Annotated in this window: 14 protein-coding genes; 6 read left to right on the plus strand and 8 right to left on the minus strand. The window is 64.7% G+C overall.

All coding sequences use genetic code 11. The features are described 5' to 3' along the window. Positions 1 to 66: 66 nt before the first annotated feature. Positions 67 to 3,606, plus strand: a complete 3,540-nt coding sequence (locus ACPJW8_RS07180) for a S41 family peptidase (protein WP_330188630.1) — start codon at positions 67 to 69, stop codon at positions 3,604 to 3,606. 65 nt (positions 3,607 to 3,671) lie between these two features. Here the strand turns inward: ACPJW8_RS07180 and ACPJW8_RS07185 are convergent, their stop codons facing one another. The 5 genes from ACPJW8_RS07185 to ACPJW8_RS07205 all read right to left on the minus strand — a co-directional run bounded on the left by ACPJW8_RS07185 (position 3,672) and on the right by ACPJW8_RS07205 (position 9,792). After that, a complete protein-coding gene (locus ACPJW8_RS07185; RefSeq protein ID WP_330188629.1) occupies positions 3,672 to 4,100 on the minus strand; it encodes an OsmC family protein in 429 nt (142 codons plus the stop codon). 154 nt (positions 4,101 to 4,254) lie between these two features. Continuing rightward, the gene (locus tag ACPJW8_RS07190) at positions 4,255 to 4,608 is read right to left on the minus strand and encodes a hypothetical protein (RefSeq protein ID WP_330188628.1); all 354 of its coding nucleotides are present in this window, start codon (positions 4,606 to 4,608) and stop codon (positions 4,255 to 4,257) included. Between the two features lie 137 nt (positions 4,609 to 4,745). Further along, a complete protein-coding gene (gene sucB / locus ACPJW8_RS07195; protein ID WP_330188627.1) occupies positions 4,746 to 6,512 on the minus strand; it encodes a 2-oxoglutarate dehydrogenase, E2 component, dihydrolipoamide succinyltransferase in 1,767 nt (588 codons plus the stop codon). A 114-nt stretch (positions 6,513 to 6,626) separates the two neighbouring features. Continuing rightward, entirely contained in the window at positions 6,627 to 8,009 is a 1,383-nt protein-coding gene (gene lpdA, locus ACPJW8_RS07200) for a dihydrolipoyl dehydrogenase (protein WP_330188626.1), read from the minus strand. A gap of 259 nt (positions 8,010 to 8,268) precedes the next feature. Beyond that, a complete protein-coding gene (locus ACPJW8_RS07205) occupies positions 8,269 to 9,792 on the minus strand; it encodes a leucyl aminopeptidase (RefSeq protein WP_330188625.1) in 1,524 nt (507 codons plus the stop codon). Between the two features lie 290 nt (positions 9,793 to 10,082). Between ACPJW8_RS07205 and ACPJW8_RS07210 the strand changes: the two genes are divergently transcribed. From ACPJW8_RS07210 to ACPJW8_RS07225, 4 genes are all read left to right on the plus strand, one after another. After that, the gene (locus ACPJW8_RS07210; RefSeq protein WP_330188624.1) at positions 10,083 to 11,021 is read left to right on the plus strand and encodes a PAC2 family protein; all 939 of its coding nucleotides are present in this window, start codon (positions 10,083 to 10,085) and stop codon (positions 11,019 to 11,021) included. Positions 11,022 to 11,089: 68 nt separating this feature from the next. Beyond that, a complete protein-coding gene (locus ACPJW8_RS07215; RefSeq protein WP_330188623.1) occupies positions 11,090 to 12,445 on the plus strand; it encodes an MFS transporter in 1,356 nt (451 codons plus the stop codon). Between the two features lie 99 nt (positions 12,446 to 12,544). Further along, positions 12,545 to 13,879, plus strand: a complete 1,335-nt coding sequence (locus ACPJW8_RS07220; protein WP_330188622.1) for a DUF4192 family protein — start codon at positions 12,545 to 12,547, stop codon at positions 13,877 to 13,879. A 270-nt stretch (positions 13,880 to 14,149) separates the two neighbouring features. After that, positions 14,150 to 15,463, plus strand: coding sequence for an RNA polymerase sigma factor (locus ACPJW8_RS07225; RefSeq protein WP_330188621.1), 1,314 nt, complete (start codon positions 14,150 to 14,152; stop codon positions 15,461 to 15,463). 169 nt (positions 15,464 to 15,632) lie between these two features. Here the strand turns inward: ACPJW8_RS07225 and ACPJW8_RS07230 are convergent, their stop codons facing one another. Beyond that, positions 15,633 to 15,854 carry a DUF7455 domain-containing protein gene (locus ACPJW8_RS07230; RefSeq protein ID WP_330188620.1) on the minus strand — a complete coding sequence of 74 codons (222 nt, stop codon included), beginning with the start codon at positions 15,852 to 15,854 and terminating at the stop codon, positions 15,633 to 15,635. Positions 15,855 to 16,097: 243 nt separating this feature from the next. Between ACPJW8_RS07230 and ACPJW8_RS07235 the strand changes: the two genes are divergently transcribed. After that, on the plus strand, positions 16,098 to 18,206 hold the full coding sequence (locus ACPJW8_RS07235; protein ID WP_330188619.1) for a DNA topoisomerase IV subunit B: 2,109 nt from the start codon (positions 16,098 to 16,100) through the stop codon (positions 18,204 to 18,206). Positions 18,207 to 18,215: 9 nt separating this feature from the next. Here the strand turns inward: ACPJW8_RS07235 and ACPJW8_RS07240 are convergent, their stop codons facing one another. After that, positions 18,216 to 19,208 (minus strand): M56 family metallopeptidase, encoded by a 993-nt coding sequence (locus tag ACPJW8_RS07240; protein WP_330188618.1) that lies wholly within the window; start codon positions 19,206 to 19,208, stop codon positions 18,216 to 18,218. Positions 19,209 to 19,214: 6 nt separating this feature from the next. Then, positions 19,215 to 19,601, minus strand: a complete 387-nt coding sequence (locus ACPJW8_RS07245) for a BlaI/MecI/CopY family transcriptional regulator (RefSeq protein WP_330188617.1) — start codon at positions 19,599 to 19,601, stop codon at positions 19,215 to 19,217. Positions 19,602 to 19,642 lie beyond the last annotated feature (41 nt).

Consider the following 19,642-nt stretch of genomic DNA (forward strand, 5'->3'; position numbering starts at 1 on the left):
CACACCATGCACAGGCAGTTGAAGCACCCGGTCCGGGTGCCGATCCACGTTGACTATGATCGAACGATGACCTCTTCGAGCTACTTCCGATTCCCGCATGTGCATGGCGACCTGGTCACCTTCGTGGCCGAGGACGACGTCTGGCTGGCGTCCGTGGATGGTGGCCGGGCATGGCGCGTTTCGGCGTTGCAGCTCCCGGCCCGGAATCCGCGGTTCAGCCCGGACGGCAAGCGCCTGGTGTGGACTGTTGTGCAGGGCACCGCACCCGAGGTGGTGACCGCGGACGTCGACGGCGGCGGGTACCGTCAGCTGACCTACTTCGGCCACGCGAGCACCCGTGTTAAGGGATTCACGCCCGCCGGGGATGCTGTGGTCACCAGCGCCTTCCGCCAGGCGGAAAGCCGGCACACCCACGCCTACCGGGTTCCGCTCGACGGCGGCTGGGCTGAGGAATTGCCGTTCGGTCCCGTGGAGTGTGTGGCGTTCGGAACCGAAATCGGTGACGAACGTCCTGTGGTTCTCTCCAGCGTCCTCTCGCGGGAACCGGCCTGGTGGAAGCGCTACCGCGGTGGTACTGCCGGAAAGCTCTGGATCGACGCCGACGGCAACGGCGAGTTCGAACGCCTGCTGCCGGAGCTCGACGGGAACCTGACGGACCCCATGTGGGTTTCGGGCCGGGTTGCCTTCCTGTCCGATCACGAAGGCTATGGAAACCTTTATTCAGTCCTCCCTGACGGTTCAGGCCTACGCCGCCATACCGATCACCAGGACTTTTACGTCCGGCACGCGTCCACCGACGGCAAGCGCGTGGTGTTCGAATCCGCAGGTACGCTGTGGATGCTCAAAGACCTTGATTCGGAAGCCACCCCGATTGGGATCACCCTGGGCTCGGCGTCGCAGTCCCGCCGCCCGTCCATGCTCCAGGCGGCCAAACACCTGGGTTCAGTGATTCCCGACGCCGGCGGCAACGCCAGCGCCGTCGAAGCTCATGGAACCATCCACTGGCTGCGCCACAAGGACGGGCCGTCCCGAGTCATCGAAGGCACCCCGGGCGTCCGGGGCAGGTTGCCGCGTCCGCTTCCGGGAGGCAGGATTGCCTACCTGGCCGATCATGGCGGCGAGGAAGCCCTGTACATCAGGGAAGTATTTGCTCCGGTTCCGGCGCCGGCACTGGCGCTGAATACCGGAGAAAATTCCGGGACATCCGGCACGGAACGCCCGGTACAGGATCCGGAAGCGGGCGGGGAAGAGCAGATTGAGCTGCCCCGGCCTGTGCCCGCTACGGCTGCCGCCTCCGCTTCGCCTGCGGTGGCAGCCGCCGTCGATTCCCCGGCACCCACCGACGACTCACAGTCCGGCGAATCACAGACCGGTGAAGCCGCTGACGTTGCGGCGGCGGAGGGCGCTGCGGTCCTGCCGGCCCCGGCAAACGAGCCACTCAAGCTCGACTTCCCGCAGCCTGTACGCGCCAGTTCAATGGAAGCCAGCCCGGACGGACGGTGGCTGGCGCTGGGCACCCCGTTCGGCGCCCTCTACCTGGCAGATACCGCCTCTGGCAGCATTACGCTGCTCAGCAGCATAGGCGAGGGCAGCATCACGGACCTGGCCTGGTCTCCCGACTCGAAGTGGCTGGGCTGGGCTGAACCCGTCACCTCCTTCGGCTCCCGGAGCAAGCTGCGGCTGGCGAACATCGGGGGAGAAAGCCAGGACATCATTGACGTTACCGATGGCCGGTTTGGCGACCGGTCGCCGTCGTTCACCCCGGATGGGAAGTTCCTGGCCTTCCTGTCCAACCGAAGCTTCGACCCCGTCTATGACGGACACTCCTTTGACCTGTCCTTCCCCACACCGATCAAGCCGTACCTCGTGGCGCTGGCCGCAGGTACGCCGTCGCCCTTTGGACCGGCCGTCCATCCGGCCGAGGCTGAGCAGTCGGGCGCTAAGGACGCACAAGGCAACGCGTCCGACGACGGCACCTCCGGCGTGCCCACAGTCGCCGTGGATGCCGAGGGACTCGCTCACCGGGTTATTACCGTGCCCGTAGTCCAGGGCAACTACTCGTCGCTGCGTGCAGTCGACGGTGCGCTTCTGTGGCTGGACAGGGCCCTGGCCGGGGTGACCGGTGACGGAAAGGCCACGCAGGAAGACAAGGATGCGCCGCCGTCGTTGATCCGTTTTGACCTGGAAAAGCGCAAGAAGGCCACGCTGGTGGAGTCGGCTTCCTCCTACCGGCTGTCCGGGGACCGGAAGAAGCTGGTGGTGGTACACGAGCAAAAAGTCACGGTGGTGCCCTCCGCCGCGAAAGCTGACGAGGATTCCGGCCAGTCCGTCACGGTGGACCTCGGCCGCATCCGGATCCAACTGGACCCGGTGAGTGTCTGGGGCCAGGCGTTTGATGAAGCGTGGCGCCTGCAGCGCGACTTCTTCTGGACCGAAGACATGGCAGGCCAGGACTGGGCCGCCATCCGGGACCGGTACCGGCCGCTGGTGGACCGGCTGGGGTCCCACGATGACCTGGTGGACCTGTTGTGGGAACTGCATGGCGAGCTGGGCACTTCGCACGCGTACGTCCGTCCGGCGCCTGTCAAGGAGAACGGCAGCAGCGGGCAGGGCAGGCTCGGCGCCGACCTCCGTATGACGGATGCCGGCTGGGAGATTACCCGCATCCTGGCAGGTGAGTCCTCTGATCCGCTGGCCACCTCCCCGCTGACCCGGCCAGGGGCTGACGTCCGTCCGGGCGATGTCCTGCTCGCCGTCGACGGGCTGACCCTGGAAGCCGGGGTGACACCCGCTCTTCTGCTTGCAGGAGCAGCGGGCAAACCGGTTGAGCTGACGGTGCTCAACGGTTCACTGCATGGTGACGCGGCGGGAGAGCAGCGCAGGGTTGCCGTGGTGCCGATCAAGGATGAGGAACGGCTGCGCTACCAGGACTGGGTTTCGGCGAACCGCCGGATTGTCCGCGAAGCATCGGATGGAAGCTTCGGCTACCTGCATATTCCGGACATGCTGGCCAACGGCTGGGCTCAGCTGCACCGGGACCTGGACACCGAGACAGCCCTTGACGGCCTGATCGTTGACGTCCGGCGGAACCGCGGCGGACACACGTCACAGCTGGTGGCGGAGCTGATTGGCCGGAAGGTGACCGGCTGGAGCATGCCGCGTGGAGAACGGCCCCGCACCTACCCGCACCACGCACCGAGGGGCCCGGTGATCATCCTTGCTGACGAATTCGCCGGCTCCGACGGCGACATCATCACGCAGGTGGCCAAGCTGCGGGGGATCGGTCCCGTCATCGGCACCCGCACGTGGGGCGGTGTAGTGGGGATCGATAACCGGTTCACGCTGGCGGACGGGACAGGTGTAACACAGCCGCGGTACGCCACCTGGTTCTCCGGCGGAGTCGGCTGGCAGGTGGAAAACTTCGGTGTTGAACCGGACATTGAAGTGGCCTTCCCTCCGCACGCCTACGCGGCAGGCCGGGATCCCCAGCTGGAACACGCCATCACCTCGTTGAAGGAAATGATCGAGGAACTTCCCACAGACCGGCCGCCGGCCCGCGAAGGGTACCGTCGACTCAAGCCGGCGCCCCTTCCTGCGCGCAGCTGATTCCAGGCAACTAAAAGGCCCTGGCCCCCTCAGTGAGGGGGCCAGGGCCTTTTTGCTGTTGCCGGCTACGCCTGGAGCGTGGCGTCCAGGGTGATCTCGATGCTGGCAAGCGCACCGGAGACGGGGCAGCCCGTCTTGGCTTCGCCGGCGATCTTCTGGAATTCCTCTTCGGACAGGCCGGGAACCCGGGCGGTCATGGTGAGGTGGCTGCCGGTGATGCCGGTGCCGGGAACGAAGGTGACGTCAGCCTTGGTGTTAACTTCCTCCGGCGTGTGGCCGGCCTGGGCCAGCGCGTGGCTGAAGGCCATGGAGAAGCAGGCGGAGTGGGCGGCGGCAATGAGCTCCTCCGGGCTGGTCTTGCCCTCGGAGGCCTCGGTGCGGGCCTTCCAGGTGACGTCATAGGTGCCCAGTCCCGAGCTGTCCAGCGTGGTGGCTCCGGAACCGGCCATCAGGTCGCCGTTCCAAACGGTGTGTGCGGTGCGAGTTGCTGCCATGTCCACTCCTCAAGTCTTGTCTGTTACCAGGTGTCAGGGCCAGGCTTATGCCGGACCCGCCGCGTTCAATCCTAGGCACTCTGCCGCGCACGCGCACGGGCTGTCCGCTCTCAGGGGATTATGACCCGAAACCGGAGTGCCGGACCGTCGTCGATCAGTTCCAGATGGTGGCAATGGCGATGTTGATCAGGGCCAGTCCGCCTACGCCATGCGCCAGGCCGGTGGAAACAGGCTCGCCCTTCTTGATCTTCCGCGTACCAATGACGGCGAGGACGGCGACTGCTGCTGCGATGGCGAACTTGATGCCGAGCTTGAAATAGTTCGGATCGGCGTCAGGCATCATGGGGATGATGCCCATCATGGCGATGCCGGTCAGCAGCTGCAGGAAGGCGCCGTCGCGCTGTCGCGGGTGGACCGTGGGTTCTTTGATGGTGGCGATCCAGTAGCCAACGATCATGGCGGCGCCGACGATGTGGAGGAACACCAGAATGCTGTAGAGAATGGTCATGCCATCAGCTTAGCCAGAACCTTCTACGACGCGTAGCAGAACCGCGGCTGGCTTTGGATAATTCATGGAACGGCAAACGCCGGACCCCTTGCGAAGATTTCCGCGAAGGATCCGGCGTTTGGTGGTGCTGGAAAGGGCTACAGTCCCAGGTCTGCCTCGAAGGCGCCTGCTTCAAGGCGGGCCTTGAGGGTCTGCAGGAAGCGGCCGGCATCCGCGCCGTCCACCAGGCGGTGATCGTACGTCAGCGACAGGTACATCATGGAGCGGATGGCGATGGAATCGTCACCGTTCTCATCCGAAACAACTACGGCACGCTTGACGATTGCGCCGGTGCCCAGGATGGCCACCTGGGGCTGGTTGATGATCGGGGTGTCGAACAGCGCGCCGACCGATCCGATGTTCGTGATGCTGAAGGTTCCGCCGGACAGCTCGTCCGGACCGATCTTGCCATCGCGGGTGCGGCCGGCAACATCGGCGATCTTGCCGGCCAGTCCGGCGAGGTTCAGGTTACCGGCGTCGGAAATGACCGGAACCAGGAGGCCCTTGTCGGTGTCGACGGCGATCGCCAGGTGCTCAGCGTTGTGGTAGGTGATCTCCTGCTTGTCCTCGTCGTACGCAGCGTTGAGCTTGGGGTGCTGCTTGAGGGCCTCGGCAACAGCCTTGGCAATGAACGGCAGGAAGGTCAGCTTGGAGCCGTTCTGCGCCTGGAAGGAGTTCTTGGCACGGTTACGGAGCTTGGCAATCTTGGTCATGTCGACCTCGTGCACCTGCGTGAGCTGCGTGGAGATCTCCAGCGACTCGCGCATGCGGCGGGCAATGACCTGGCGGATGCGCGGGGCCTTCTGCACGGTACCGCGCAGCGACGAAGCCACTACTGCCGGAGCGGCAGCAGCTGCGGCAGCAGGCGCAGCCGACGCGGCGGGGGCAGCTGCCGAGGCAGCCTTGGCCTCTGCAGCGGCGAGAACGTCCTGCTTGCGGATGCGGCCGCCGACGCCGGTGCCGGTGACGGCGGAGATGTCCACGCCCTGCTGGTTGGCCAGCTTGCGGACCAGGGGAGTGACGTAGCTGGAATCGCTGCCGCCGGCAGGCGCTTCTTCCTTGGCCGGAGCCGGAGCAGGAGCGGGAGCAGCAGCCGGAGCTGCGGCAGGAGCAGCAGCCGCAGGAGCGGGTGCCTCTTCCTTGGCCGGTGCTTCTTCCTTGGCGGGTGCAGGTGCTGCGGCCGGAGCGGCAGCGGGAGCCGGTGCTTCCGCCGGGGCGGGAGCGGCAGCGGCGCCGGAGCCGATGACAGCCAGGACGGAACCGACTTCAGCGGTCTCGTCCTCGTTGACGCGGATCTCCTGCAGGGTACCGGCAACGGGGGAGGGGATCTCGGTATCAACCTTGTCAGTGGAAACCTCGAGCAGGGGCTCGTCCACCTCGACGGAATCGCCAACAGCCTTGAGCCAGCGGGTAACAGTGCCTTCGGTGACGCTCTCGCCCAGGGCCGGAAGGGTTACCTCATGGCCTTCACCGCCGGCAGCGGGTGCCTCGGCAGCAGCGGGTGCAGCTGCAGGGGCTTCCTGTGCGGGGGCCTCTTCGGCAGCGGGAGCTTCCTCTGCCGGTGCAGCAGCAGGGGCTTCCTCTGCAGCTGCGGGCGCTTCTTCGGCGGGAGCGGAGCCGGCACCGGAGCCGTCGCCGATCCGGACCAGGGGCGCCCCTACTTCTGCTGTCTCGTCTTCAGCGACGAGGATCTCTTCGATCACACCGGCGATGGGAGAGGGGATTTCGGTGTCTACTTTGTCGGTGGAGACCTCGAGCAGCGGCTCGTCCACCTCTACCCGGTCACCTACCTGCTTGAGCCAGCGGGTGACGGTTCCTTCGGTGACGCTCTCACCGAGGGCGGGCAAGTTAACGGATTCAGACATGTCGTCCCCGTTCTCCTTATTGATGTTTAGTGCGGATGGTTGCTGCCTGGATTCGAGCTTAGTGCACCCGGCTAATCGGGCCGGGTGCACTAAGCCCTGGGTTCTAGCGGAAAATCAGCCGTGAAGGGCTTTTCCCGCCAGCGCGAGGTGGGCCTCGCCGAGGGACTCGTTCTGGGTCGGGTGGGCGTGCAGCAACTGGGCCACATCCTCCGGGTAGGCTTCCCAGTTCACGATGAGCTGGGCCTCGCCCACCTGCTCACCCATACGGGCGCCGATCATGTGGACGCCCACTACGGGGCCGTCCTTCTGGCGGACCAGCTTCACCAGGCCGCTGGTGCCAAGGATGGAGCTCTTGCCGTTACCGGCCAGGTTGTACTCCTGGGTCTGGACCTGGTCCTCGCCGAACTTCTCCTTGGCCGCCTTCTCGGTGTAACCGACGGTGGCGATTTCAGGTTCGCAGTAGGTGACCTTGGGGATGTTGATGTCCTCAACGACTACGGGCTTGAGGCCTGCGATTTCTTCGGCCACGAAGATGCCCTGCTGGTAACCGCGGTGGGCCAGCTGGACACCGGGGACGATATCGCCCACGGCGTAGATGTTGCCCACGCCGGTGTGCAGGCGCTCGTTGGTGATGACGAAGCCGCGATCGATGGTGACGCCGGCTTCCTCGTAGCCAAGGTTGGCGGTGACGGGGCCACGGCCCACGGCTACCAGGAGGAGGTCTGCCTCGAACGTCTTGCCGTCCACCAGGGTGACCTTCACGCCGTCGTCATTCTGCTCGACGCCCTGGAAGAAGATGCCGGTGGAGAACTTGATGCCGCGCTTCTTGAAGGCGCGCTCAAGGTTCTTGACGATCGTGGCGTCCTCGTTCGGGACCAGGGACGGCAGTCCCTCAACGATGGTGACGTCCACGCCGAAGGACTTCCAGACGGAAGCGAACTCGACGCCGATGACGCCGCCGCCCAGGACGATCGCGCTCTTGGGGATGTAGTCCATGGTCAGGGCTTCATCGGAGGTGATGACCTTGCCGCCGATTTCCAGTCCGGGAAGGGAGCGGGAGTAGGAGCCGGTGGCCAGGATGATGTTCTTGCCCTTGTAGGCGGTGCCGTTCACCACGATGGTGTCGGTGCCCTGGAGCTTGCCTTCGCCTTCGATGACCGTGATGCCCTTGGACTTGATGAGTCCCTGCAGGCCCTTGTACTTACCGGCGATGATGCCGTCCTTGTACGCGTTGACGGCGTTGATGTCGATGCTGTCCAGCGTGACGTTGACGCCGTACTTGGCGGAGTCGCGGGCGTGGTCTGCCAGTTCTGCCGAGTGCAGGAGTGCCTTGGTGGGAATGCAGCCGTTGTGCAGGCAGGTTCCACCGAGCTTCGCTTTTTCTACGAGGCCAACAGTAAAGCCCAGCTGGACGGCACGCAGGGCCGCAGCGTATCCGCCGCTGCCGCCACCAAGTACCAGGATGTCGAATTCTTGCGCAGTTGCCTGATCGGCCACTTAGACGCTCCCTCGCGTGAATGATGACGCGAGAGTACGCATCATCTGGTCTTGAAAGTCTCCTGCCGTGATTATGCCAGCAGGCTGATTTCCCTTGCATTTGTGACTACCAAAGTTCACCTTAGCGAACCACTAATCCATGCTCCACCTTGCCACCCGGTTTGTGGAGCGCTTGTGTCCAGTGTCACGCGGCCTTGTGGCGAACGGATCTCCCGTACAGGGGAGCCACCCAAGGCCGCGTCACACTGCGGCGGTGCGGTTAGGCGGATGCCACCTGGTCCTCGGCGTAGGCCAGCAAGGTGCGGACCGTGCAGCCGGTGCCCTGCTTCGGTGTGTAACCGTAGGGGCTGCCGTTGTTGAACGACGGCCCGGCGATGTCGATGTGGGCCCACGGGATCTGTTCGCCGTCCTTGCCCTTGCCAACGAATTCACGCAGGAAGACGGCCGCGGTCATCATGCCGCCATGGCGTTCGCCGATGTTTGCCAGGTCTGCCACCTGGGAGTCCAGGCTGGGACGAAGTTCTTCCGGCAGCGGCATGGGCCAGACGAGTTCGCCGGCACGGTCCGCTGCAGCCTTCAGCGGGGCAGTCACCGAATCTGCGCCCATGACCCCGGCGGTGCGGTTGCCCAGGGCGATCAGCTGGGCACCGGTCAGTGTGGCGACGTCGATGATCACGTCCGGGAATTCCTGCCCGGCAGCAACGATCCCGTCCGCCATGACCAGGCGGCCCTCGGCGTCGGTGTTAAGGACCTCGACGGTCTTGCCGCCGAACATCGTCAGGACATCGGAGGGGCGCGACGCGGCGCCGGAGGGCATGTTCTCCGCAATGCACAGCCACGCGGTGGCCTTGAGCGGCAGCCCCAGTTCGGCAATGGCAAGGACCGTGTTAAGCACGACGGCGGCACCTGCCATGTCGCTCTTCATGTCACCCATGCCGAGCGCCGGCTTCAGCGAGATTCCGCCTGTGTCGAACGTGATGCCCTTGCCCACCAGGGCGATCTTCCGGGTGGCCTTTGCGGGCGCGTATTCGACCTTGACCAGGCGCGGCTGGCGGGCTGAACCCTTGCCAACGCCCATGATGCCGCCGAAACCCTCTTTTTCAAGGCGCTTCTCGTCCCAGACCGTCACCTTGACGGGCAGGCCCTTGGCCAGTTCCTTGGCGGCATCAGCGAATGACTCGGGGTACAGGTGGCTGGGCGGCTGGTTAACCAGGGTGCGGGTGGCGTTGACGGCCTTGCCCACCAGGCGTGCCCGGCGAAGGACGGCGGCAAGTTCTTTGTCTCCTGCCAGCGCGGTGAAGATCGCAACGTTGCGGACCGGGTCCTTCAGGCCTTCTGTGGTGGAGCGGAATTCAGTGAAGGAATACGCACCCATGGCGGCACCTTCGGCGACGGCAGCGACATCGGCAAGTGCCGGCGTCGGGAGTGCCAGCACTACAGTTCCCAGGCCGGCGAGCTGCCGGACCGCGGATCCCGCAGCCTTCCGGAGCGCTTCCCCGGGGACACTGCCGTCCGCGTCCAGGGCTCCGGTTCCCACCACAACCAGTATGGCGTTTCCGGTTTCCGGCAGGCCGGGCAGGCGAAGCAGCTGGTCGGCGGCACCCGTGACGCCCAGTGCGGTGAAGGAGGCTGCAAGGGTTTCGGCGGCCTTGGCACTGAGCGGGTTGTCCAGCAGCACCGGACCGTCAGATCCCTTCCCAACCCCCACGACAACGGCGTCGGCACCTGCCTTCTTCAGCTCACGCGAGAGGGCACTAAGGTTGATTTCAGTATTCTTGAGCACGGGATCGGTCCTCGATTCTCTGGGATTTTCCGGCAAGGTACGCATGTTTGGCGCCTGGCCACTCTGTCCGGCTGCACAGCAGGCGTCCGCCGGAGTGTCCACCCTGATGCCGTGCCGGCCATGCAGGCCAGCTTTGATCGTAGCGCGGCCGTCCCCGATTGGCAGGCAGCCATCCTTCCGGAGGACCCGCGCCACAACGCAGGAATGTCCTGGGGCATTCCTGCGTTGTAAACGACGAACACCAGCCGCCAGCCTCTATGAGGCCGTCTTGAACGTGAAAGGAACATGCCGTGCTTGAACGGATTTCCGGTTCCCTGTTGGACCCCGATGCCCTCTACGCCGGCAATTACGGGTTGCTGCACAGCCCGGAGCTCCGCGGATTGAACCTCGTGATGGGATTTACGGGCTTTGCAGATGCCGGCCACGTTGTCAGGCAGATCAATACCGAGCTCCTTGACGTCCTGGACTCCGAACCGGTGGCCGTTTTTGATGCGGACCAGCTCATTGACTACCGCTCGCGGCGACCACACGTCTCCTTTGTGGAGGACCACATCGAGGACTACCAGCCACCGCGCCTGGCCTTGTACCGCCTGCTGGACGGCCTCGGAAAGCCGTTCCTGCTGCTTGCCGGATTTGAACCGGACCTTCAGTGGGAGCGCTTCGCCCGCGCCGTCGTCGGACTCGTGGAAAAGCTGGACGTCAACCTGGTGACCTGGATCCATTCCATCCCCATGCCGGTGCCGCACACCCGGCCGGTTGGAGTCACCGTGCACGGCAACCGGCCGGAGCTGATCGAGGGCATTTCCGCATGGAAGCCCACCGTTGAGGTGCCGGCGGCAGTAGGCCACATCCTGGAGCTCCGGCTGATCGAAGCAGGGCGCAACGTGGCCGGCTACGTTATCCACGTTCCGCACTACCTTGCCGACGCCGAATACCCCACCGCCGCTGTGGCCGGGCTTGAGTACCTCGGCGCTGCCGCGTCCCTCATGCTGCCCAGCGACCGGCTGCGCGAGGCCGGGCGCGAGGTGGGCCGCCAGATCGCCGAGCAGGTCAGCGCGTCTGCTGATGTGCAGCAGGTGGTTGAACGCCTCGAGGTGCGGTATGACGAAAAAGCGGAAGGCACGGTACGGAAGTCCCTCCTGGCCGACGAAAACGATGAACTGCCCAATGCTGACGCCCTCGGTGCAGCCGTAGAGGCCTACCTGGCCCGCGAAAACCCCGTCGAATAGCCGCCCATGCGTTACCCGGTCACCCCTGCTGCGACGGGAGGGGTGACCGGGTTCGGCATAATGAGGGAGTGACTGCACCCCGCGCCTGGCTCATCTGGACCATCGGAGTTGCGTCGTATCTGGTCGCGGTGACGCAACGGACCTCGTTCGGCGTGGTGGGCCTGGAGGCGACTGAGCGATTCAACGCCAGCGCGTCGGCCATTTCATTCTTCACAGTTCTCCAGCTCCTGGTCTACGCCGGCCTGCAAATCCCTGTCGGGGTGCTGGTGGACCGCTTCGGTTCCCGCCTGATGATTGCCAGCGGGGCGGTCCTGATGGGCGCCGGTCAGCTCCAGCTTGCCTTTGCCGAGAACATTCCCGGCGGGGTACTGGGCAGGGTGCTGGTGGGGGCAGGCGACGCCATGACCTTCATTTCGGTGATCCGGCTCATTCCTTTGTGGTTTGCGCCGGCCCGGGTGCCGCTGATCACCCAGCTGACGGGGATGTCCGGCCAGCTCGGCCAGCTCATCAGTGTTATCCCATTTGCCCTGGTGCTGCATTCCCTCGGCTGGAGCCCTGCATTCCTGATGCTGGCCGGCATGTCCGGCATGGCCGCCGTCCTGGTGGTGGTCCTCTTGAAGGACATGCCCCCGGGGACTGTCCGTGCCGAGTCCGTCCAGGGACTACGGGCCACCGGAGCCTCGCTGAAGCGGGCCTGGTCCCAGCCGGGTACCCGGCTGGGAATGTGGAGCCATTTCACCATCCAGTTCAGCGGCACCGTGTTCGCCATGACGTGGGGCTATCCGTTCCTGATCTCCGGCCAGGGCCTGGAAGCCGGCGTGGTCGCCATGCTGATGGCACTCTTTGTGGGCACGGGGATTGTGGTGGGTCCCTTCATCGGCAGGTTCGTTTCCCGGCATCCGCTCCGCAGATCCACCATGGTGCTGTTGATTGCCGCGGCCACCGCTGCCGCCTGGGCAACGGTGCTGTTGATGCCGGGCCGTGCACCCTTGTGGATGCTGGTGGGCCTGGTGATCGTGATGGCCATCGGCGGGCCGGGTTCCATGATCGGCTTCGACTTCGCCAGGACGTTCAACCCTGCGCACCGGCTGGGCACCGCCACCGGAATCGTGAACGTGGGCGGCTTCTGTGCTGCGCTGATCTGTATTTTCCTGGTTGGCCTGGTGCTGGACCTCCTGTATTCCAGCGGTTACTCGAACGGCGTCCTCTATGGGCTGGAGCCGTTCAGGATCGCGCTGAGCGCCCAGTTCCTGCTGCTGGGATTCGGAGCCTTCGCCATCCTTGCTTCGCGCCGGAAGGTCCGCCGCCAGATGGCCGCGCAAGGAGTCACCGTACCGCCACTGTTGAAGACCCTGGCTGCCCGCCGGCGGGCCAGGGTGGAAAGCCGGCGGGCAGGAAACGGCCCAGGTTCCGAACCCCGCTGACACGCAGACTGTTCCCCAACAGCTGCCGTTCCGCGCACCTTATCCACATAGCCGGATCAGTTGCTGCGTGCCTCCGGAGGCGTGCACAACGCTGGGTGCATGAAAGCTTCTGCAGCCATAACAGTCCGCGGCCCCGAAGACATCCTGGGCTACATTCCCCACTCACTCGGCTACTGGCCCAGGGACAGCCTTGTGGCGGTCACGCTGCAGGGAAAACGGGTAGGCGCCACGCTCCGGGTGGACCTGCCCCGGCTGCCGGCTGACCTGATGCAGTTTGCCGTTGCCGTGCACCGGTACCTTGAAGCCGACAGCAACGCCGACGGCGCAGTACTCGCCATCTTCAGCAGCAATGCGTGGGAAGGGTTGCCCCGTGAATTCGGTCCGCTCCTTGCGCTGCTGGCCCAGGAGCTTGCCGATTACGGCATGCCGGTCAAGGACGCGTGGTACGTGGGGGACTCCTATTGGCGGGACGCACTGTGCATGGAGGAACGTTGCTGCCCGTGGCCCGGCCGCCTCCTCGATGAAATCCGGGACAGCCGTGTCAACGCGGAGATGGTCTTCCGTGGAAGCAGCGTTGGAAGCCTGCCGGAGCAGTTACCACAGGCCCCTCAGGAAACTTCGGATCAGCGTCTTCTGCCCGATCCTCTGGAGGTGGGGTTCTTTGAGGGGCTGTCCCGGCTGTCCGGGCGCCGCAGCCAGTTCATGCTGGTCCTTGACGCGTGGGCTTACGCCCTGGCCCAGCCTCCCAAGGACATCACTGCGAAGCAGGCAGCGTACCTTCGAGCCGCGCTGCGGATACCGGCGTGGCGGGACGCGGTTCTGGTCATGTGTGCCGCCGACCGGTTAGTTGCCATAGACGGGGCGGAGCGGTTCGGCGTCTTCGAACAAGAGGCCCCTGAGCCCGAAGGCATTGAAGCAGGCGGCTATGACCCCGAAGCCTTTGGCCCAGACCCCATTGAATCAGGCGGCTTTATTGAAACAGGCGGCTTTGAACCGTGGATTTTGGAACCAGGCCTGGCTGGGCGGGGGTTGCCGCTTCCGGATATCGAGGGTGGCCGGGATGGCCAGGTGCCGTGCGAAATCGGGCGGCGTCCTGCCCGGGCAGCCGTGCCCGGTTATGGGGAGGTGCTGCTGGGGCTGGCGCCGGCAATGCCCGACTGGAAGAGCCTGGACGCCCTGGACGGCCTTTTGGACCGGCTTGGCGCCGGGGGCAGCGCCGAGGCCGGAGCGGCTGCATTAACCGGACGGGGATGGATCGCCTGGTGCCGTGGCAGGGGTTCCTACGCCGGTGCTTTCCTGGGGCGGGCGCTGGCGCTCGCCCCGGACTACCGGTTGGCCGTGCTGTTGAACGAGATGGTGGGCAGGGGGACATTGTGCGGCTGGGCGGGCAACCCAAAGTCGGCCTGGCAGAAGTTCCGGGAGGACGTGGCCTGACCGGACAGGGCGGGAAGAATTCAGGGCAGCGGCGGCGGGTGGAAGGTGCCGGACGGCAAAAACATGAGACAATGGATGCCGAGACCCGGTTGGGTCCGTGAATCAGGTGCCGCAGAATTCCCTTCGACGGGAACAATGCGTGCTTCCCGGCAGTTGAGTTAACAGACTCTGCGAGCCGCGATTGCATCTGATGTTCATCACGGACTTGACAGGGTCATAGTGGTGTTGCCCGTATGGTGATTCCACAGACCGCCGCTAGAAAGGTTTTCTGTGACCCCGTCTTCCGCGAAGAAGGAACCCGCCGACCAGGCTGAGCTGTCCCCTGAGGAGAAGCAGGCTGCGACCAACGCCAAGCGTGCTGCAACCAGGGCAGCAAATAAGGCTGTGCGCGAGGCCGCCGGTGAAGGCTCCGAAGCCGACACAAAGCCTGCCCCCAAGAAGCGTGGACCCAAGCCCGGCGCCAAGGCTGCCGCCGAGGCCTCCGGTACGTCCGCGCAGGACACCGACTCGGATGATGACGACGATCAGGACATCGACGTCGATCCCGCCGAGCTTGTAGAAGACGGCGATGCTCCGGCAGCCAAGGCCGACCCCGCCGCAACAGGTACGGGCTTCGTCTATTCGGACGCCGACGATGACGATGCCCCTGTCCAGCAGGTGATGTCCGCCGGCGCAACTGCCGACCCCGTCAAGGACTACCTGAAGCAGATCGGCAAGGTGGCCCTGCTGAACGCAGAGCAGGAAGTCGATCTTGCGCTGCGCATTGAGGCCGGCCTCTTTGCCGAGGAAAAAATCGCCAAGGACGACGGCTCCATGGATCCGAAGTTCAAGCGCGAGCTTGAATTCATCATCCATGACGGCAAGCGGGCCAAGAACCACCTGCTCGAAGCCAACCTGCGCCTGGTTGTGTCGCTGGCAAAGCGCTACACCGGCCGTGGCATGCTGTTCCTGGACCTGATCCAGGAAGGCAACCTTGGCCTGATCCGTGCAGTGGAGAAGTTTGACTACACCAAGGGCTTCAAGTTCTCCACGTATGCCACGTGGTGGATCCGCCAGGCCATCACCCGCGCCATGGCTGACCAGGCCCGGACCATCCGTATTCCCGTGCACATGGTTGAGGTCATCAACAAGCTGGCCCGTGTCCAGCGCCAGATGCTCCAGGACCTCGGCCGCGAGCCGTCGCCGGAAGAACTCGCCCTCGAGCTGGACATGACTCCCGAAAAGGTTGTTGAGGTCCAGAAGTACGGCCGTGAACCCATTTCGCTGCACACGCCCCTGGGTGAGGACGGCGACTCCGAGTTCGGCGACCTCATTGAGGACTCCGAAGCCGTAGTGCCCGCAGACGCCGTCAGCTTCACCCTGCTGCAGGAACAACTGCACTCCGTCCTGGACACCCTGTCCGAGCGTGAGGCCGGGGTTGTGGCCATGCGCTTTGGCCTCACCGACGGACAGCCTAAGACTTTAGACGAAATCGGAAAGGTCTACGGGGTAACGCGCGAGCGTATCCGCCAGATCGAATCGAAGACCATGTCCAAGCTGCGCCACCCGTCCCGCTCGCAGGTACTGCGCGACTACCTGGACTAGGACCCCCGGGGCCGGATCATCCGGCCCCGCTTGTGGCAAGGGCCGCTCCGGAGGAATCCGGGGCGGCCCTTGCTGCGTTAGGCACCTTACGGTCAAGGCGGATGGGTCCGGAAACGCGAACAGGGCCCCTCCGGTTGGAGGGACCCTGTGCGTTGATGCTTCGTATGGTCTAGTCGACCGCTACCGGGGCCTTTTCGTGAAGACGCGCGGTTTCGTCGTGCCAGTCTGAGCTCAACGGCTTAAGCGTTGCTTCGACTGCACGGGCGTGGTGGCCGCAAAACAGCAACTCCCCGCCGGAGGACTCGAGGACAACGCGGACGTATGCCTGAGCTCCACAACGATCGCACCGGTCCAGTGCATTGAGCGTTCGATCCGCAACTGCTGCTGTCATGTCGGCCTCCTAAGTAGATCTGTACTTCTATATAACCAGCATTCGCAGCCGAAAAGCCGTAAGGATGGGTCACTTTCGCTGTGCGCGTATCACCCTTCGGTAACGGTGGCCACCATTGTCCACGGTTACAGGCGTTGCAAACGGGGGATGTCGGCCGGGCCGACTACCCTAGGAAGAGCCGTCGCAGGCGCCTCATTACCGCAGCATTCCAGTTATACCCGCGTCAAAAGGAGCACGTTACCCGTGGCACCAAGTTCTGATTACACCGCCAGGCACCTCTCGGTCCTGGAGGGCCTTGAGGCCGTGCGCAAACGGCCCGGCATGTACATCGGTTCCACGGATTCCCGCGGCCTGATGCATTGCCTGTGGGAGATTATCGACAACTCAGTGGATGAGGCTCTGGCCGGGTTCGGCCATGACATCAAGATCATCCTGCACGCTGACAACTCCGTGGAAATCCATGACGACGGCCGCGGCATCCCGATCGACGTCGAGCCCAAAACCGGGCTCACCGGCGTCGAAGTCGTCTTTACCAAGCTGCACGCCGGAGGAAAGTTCGGTGGTGGTTCCTACGCAGCGTCCGGTGGCCTGCACGGCGTCGGCGCCTCTGTGGTGAACGCACTCTCAGCCCGCCTCGACGTTGAGGTGGACCGTGGCGGCAAAACCTACAAGATGTCTTTCCGCCGCGGCGAGCCCGGCCGCTTCAAGGACACCGGCACCCGCTCCGATCCGGCTGCGCCCTTCATTGCCTTTGTGGACGATTCCGTACTGGACGTAGTCGGCAAGGCGAAGCGCGGCGTCACAGGTACGCGCATCCGGTATTGGGCGGACCGGCAGATCTTTACCCCCGATGCCAGGTTCTCCTACGAAGAACTGGCATCCAGGGCCCGGCAGACCTCATTCCTGGTCCCGGGGCTCAAGCTCACTGTCCGGGATGAGCGGAAGCTGCCCGGAACACCGGGGGAGGCCGGGCCCCACGAGGAGATCTTCCATCACGACGGCGGTATCTCCGAGTTTGTGGATTTCCTTGCCATTGATGCGGCGGTCACGGACGTCTGGCGGCTGCATGGCTCCGGGAAGTTCAAGGAAACCGTTCCGATCATCGACGACAAGGGCCACAGCCAGCTTGCCGAAGTCGAACGTGACTGCGAAGTGGACGTGGCGTTGCGCTGGGGCATTGGCTATGACACCACGGTGCGCAGCTTCGTCAACATCATCTCCACGCCCAAGGGCGGAACGCACCAGGCCGGCTTCGAACAGGCGCTGGTCAAGACGTTCCGCAAGGCAGTGGAAAGCAACGCCCGCAAGCTCAAGGCCGGCAACGACAAAATTGAAAAGGACGATATCTTCGCCGGTTTGACCGCCGTCCTCACGGTCCGCCTGGCTGAGCCGCAGTTCGAGGGCCAGACGAAGGAGATCCTGGGAACCTCCGCGGTACGGACGATCGTTGCCCGGGTGGTGGAACAGGAAATTTCCGCGCGGCTTAACTCCTCCAACCGCAACGACAAAGCCCAGAGCGCGCTGCTGCTGGAGAAAATCGTCAGCGAGATGAAGTCCAGGATTTCCGCCCGGGTCCACAAGGAAACCCAGCGCCGGAAGAATGCCCTGGAAACGTCCTCCATGCCCACCAAGCTGGCCGACTGCCGCACGGATGACGTCAACCGTTCCGAGCTTTTTATCGTGGAAGGGGACTCCGCGCTGGGAACGGCGAAATTGGCGCGCTCCTCTGATTTCCAGGCGCTGCTGCCCATCCGCGGCAAGATCCTGAACGTGCAGAAGGCCTCCGTCGGGGACATGCTCTCCAACGCTGAGTGTGCCGCGCTGATCCAGGTGGTGGGGGCCGGTTCGGGGCGGAGTTTCGCCATTGAAGCAGCCCGTTACGGCAAGGTGATCCTCATGACGGATGCCGACGTCGACGGCGCCCACATCCGCACGCTGCTGCTCACCCTGTTCTTCAGGTACATGAGGCCCATGGTCGAAGAGGGCAGGGTGTTTGCCGCGGTGCCGCCCCTGCACCGGGTTGAGGTGATCAACGCGGGCCAGAAGTCCAACGAGATGATCTACACCTACTCGGAGGCCGAACTGCACACCCTCCTGGCCAGGCTGGCGAAGGAGGGCAAGCGCTACAAGGAGCCGATCCAGCGCTACAAGGGCCTTGGTGAAATGGACGCAGGGCAGCTTGCCGAGACCACGATGGATCCGCGCCACCGTACTTTGCGCAAGGTGAACATCGAAAACGCACAGCAGGCCGAAGCTGTGTTCGACCTCCTGATGGGATCGGACGTCGCCCCCAGGAAGGACTTCATCATCGCAGGTGCCTCCAGCCTGGACCGGGAGCGTATCGACGCCTAGGCAGGTGCCCTAGCCGAGCAGGCCGGGAACGATCAGGAGCGCCGTTGGCACTGCCAGCAACAGGGCGGACAATGCCAGGACGGCAGCCGTCAGGGACTGGGGCAGGGGCGGCCTGGGTTCCAGCAGCCTGCTCACCCGCGACGCCGTGGTGCGGGCTGAGAAGGAGCCCGTGGCCGAGTCCTGATCCAGGCCTGCAGGGCTTGCCCCCATGCCCGACTGCAGGGCTTGCGGGCGCCTGGCGTCAGGGTTTTCGGGCCCCGCTGACACAATGGCGATGGCCGTAATCAGGGTGGTGCGGCTTACTTCCTTCAGGGCCACATCGTCCGCCAGCATCTCAATCAGCGAGTTGACGGCTTGTTGGGCCAGCAGGGTGGTGGGAAGCCAGGGGAGCGCTTGGCGCCAGGCGGCGAACGCCCACAGCAGCAGGTGGTGGCGCTGGCTCAGGTGGGCGTTTTCATGGCTCAGTACGGCACGAAGCTCGGCGGGCTCCAGGGCGGACACCAGGCCGTCGGAGAGCACGGTGATGGAACGGGCTCCACCGGGCAGGCAATAGGCCACAGGGGAATCGTGGCTGATGACCAGCGTTCCTGCCCGTTCGGGTGACGGCGAGGCCAGCAGTTCCAGCAATTCGCGGTGGCGCCTGCGCTGGCGCCGGATCCGGACATAGGTCAGGAGCAGAGTAAAAACCAGGTGCGCGGTGAGCAGGGCGGCAGCGGACAGCGCAAAGAGGTGCCAGAATCCCAGGGCCGTGGTGGGTGCGTTGAACAGGACCATGGCGGCCAGCCCGCGAAGGCCCGCAACAAGGTTGTCCCCCAGCGGCTCAAGGCCGTAAACGAGCATCGCCCCGATCATTGACAGGCCGCCTGCCAGACCCACGGCCTGCCAGAGGATCATTGCAGTGAACGGCGAGCGTGCCGGCCACTGGGCCCTGGACAGGAGTACCGGGACCGGCCAGGCGAGGATAACCGCCAGGACGGCCAGCAGGTACGAGGCCCAGAACATGGAGCCTTAGTCGCGTCCGAGCAGTTTGCGCAGGCTTTCCGCTTCGCTCGGGCTGACCGTGCCAATGAACCGGGCCAGGACGGCCTCGCGGTCCGGTGCGGAGCCCAGGACTTCATGCATCAGTTCCGCGGTGTGGTCCTCGCGGCTGGAAACAGCCTGGTAGCGGTGCGGGCGGGTGCCGCGTTCACGCTCAACCAGGCCCTTCTTCTCCAGGCGGGAAAGAACAGTCAGCACAGTGGTGACAGCCAGTTCCTTTCCTTCGTGCCCGGCGGCACCGGCAGCGGCTTCAGTGCTTTGTGCCAGCCTGTCGCGCAGCGTGTTCGCGGTGGCAGCTCCGTGCCCCGCCCAGAGCAGGTCCATAACCGCCCGTTCCAGTTCGCCCAGACTCGCCATGTATAAATCCTTTGATCCGTGCACCGGCACTGCATGTGCCG

The organism is Pseudarthrobacter sp. J47 (assembly GCF_049810315.1).
Classification (GTDB): domain Bacteria; phylum Actinomycetota; class Actinomycetes; order Actinomycetales; family Micrococcaceae; genus Arthrobacter.

Coding starts and splice junctions, on each gene's coding strand:
- ACPJW8_RS07180 (WP_330188630.1), top strand. CDS start 67: ATGACCTCTTCGAGCTACTTCCGATTCCCGCATGTGCATGGCGACCTG.
- ACPJW8_RS07185 (WP_330188629.1), bottom strand. CDS start 4,100: ATGGCAGCAACTCGCACCGCACACACCGTTTGGAACGGCGACCTGATG.
- ACPJW8_RS07190 (WP_330188628.1), bottom strand. CDS start 4,608: ATGACCATTCTCTACAGCATTCTGGTGTTCCTCCACATCGTCGGCGCC.
- sucB (WP_330188627.1), bottom strand. CDS start 6,512: ATGTCTGAATCCGTTAACTTGCCCGCCCTCGGTGAGAGCGTCACCGAA.
- ACPJW8_RS07220 (WP_330188622.1), top strand. CDS start 12,545: ATGAAAGCTTCTGCAGCCATAACAGTCCGCGGCCCCGAAGACATCCTG.
- ACPJW8_RS07230 (WP_330188620.1), bottom strand. CDS start 15,854: ATGACAGCAGCAGTTGCGGATCGAACGCTCAATGCACTGGACCGGTGC.
- ACPJW8_RS07240 (WP_330188618.1), bottom strand. CDS start 19,208: ATGTTCTGGGCCTCGTACCTGCTGGCCGTCCTGGCGGTTATCCTCGCC.
- ACPJW8_RS07245 (WP_330188617.1), bottom strand. CDS start 19,601: ATGGCGAGTCTGGGCGAACTGGAACGGGCGGTTATGGACCTGCTCTGG.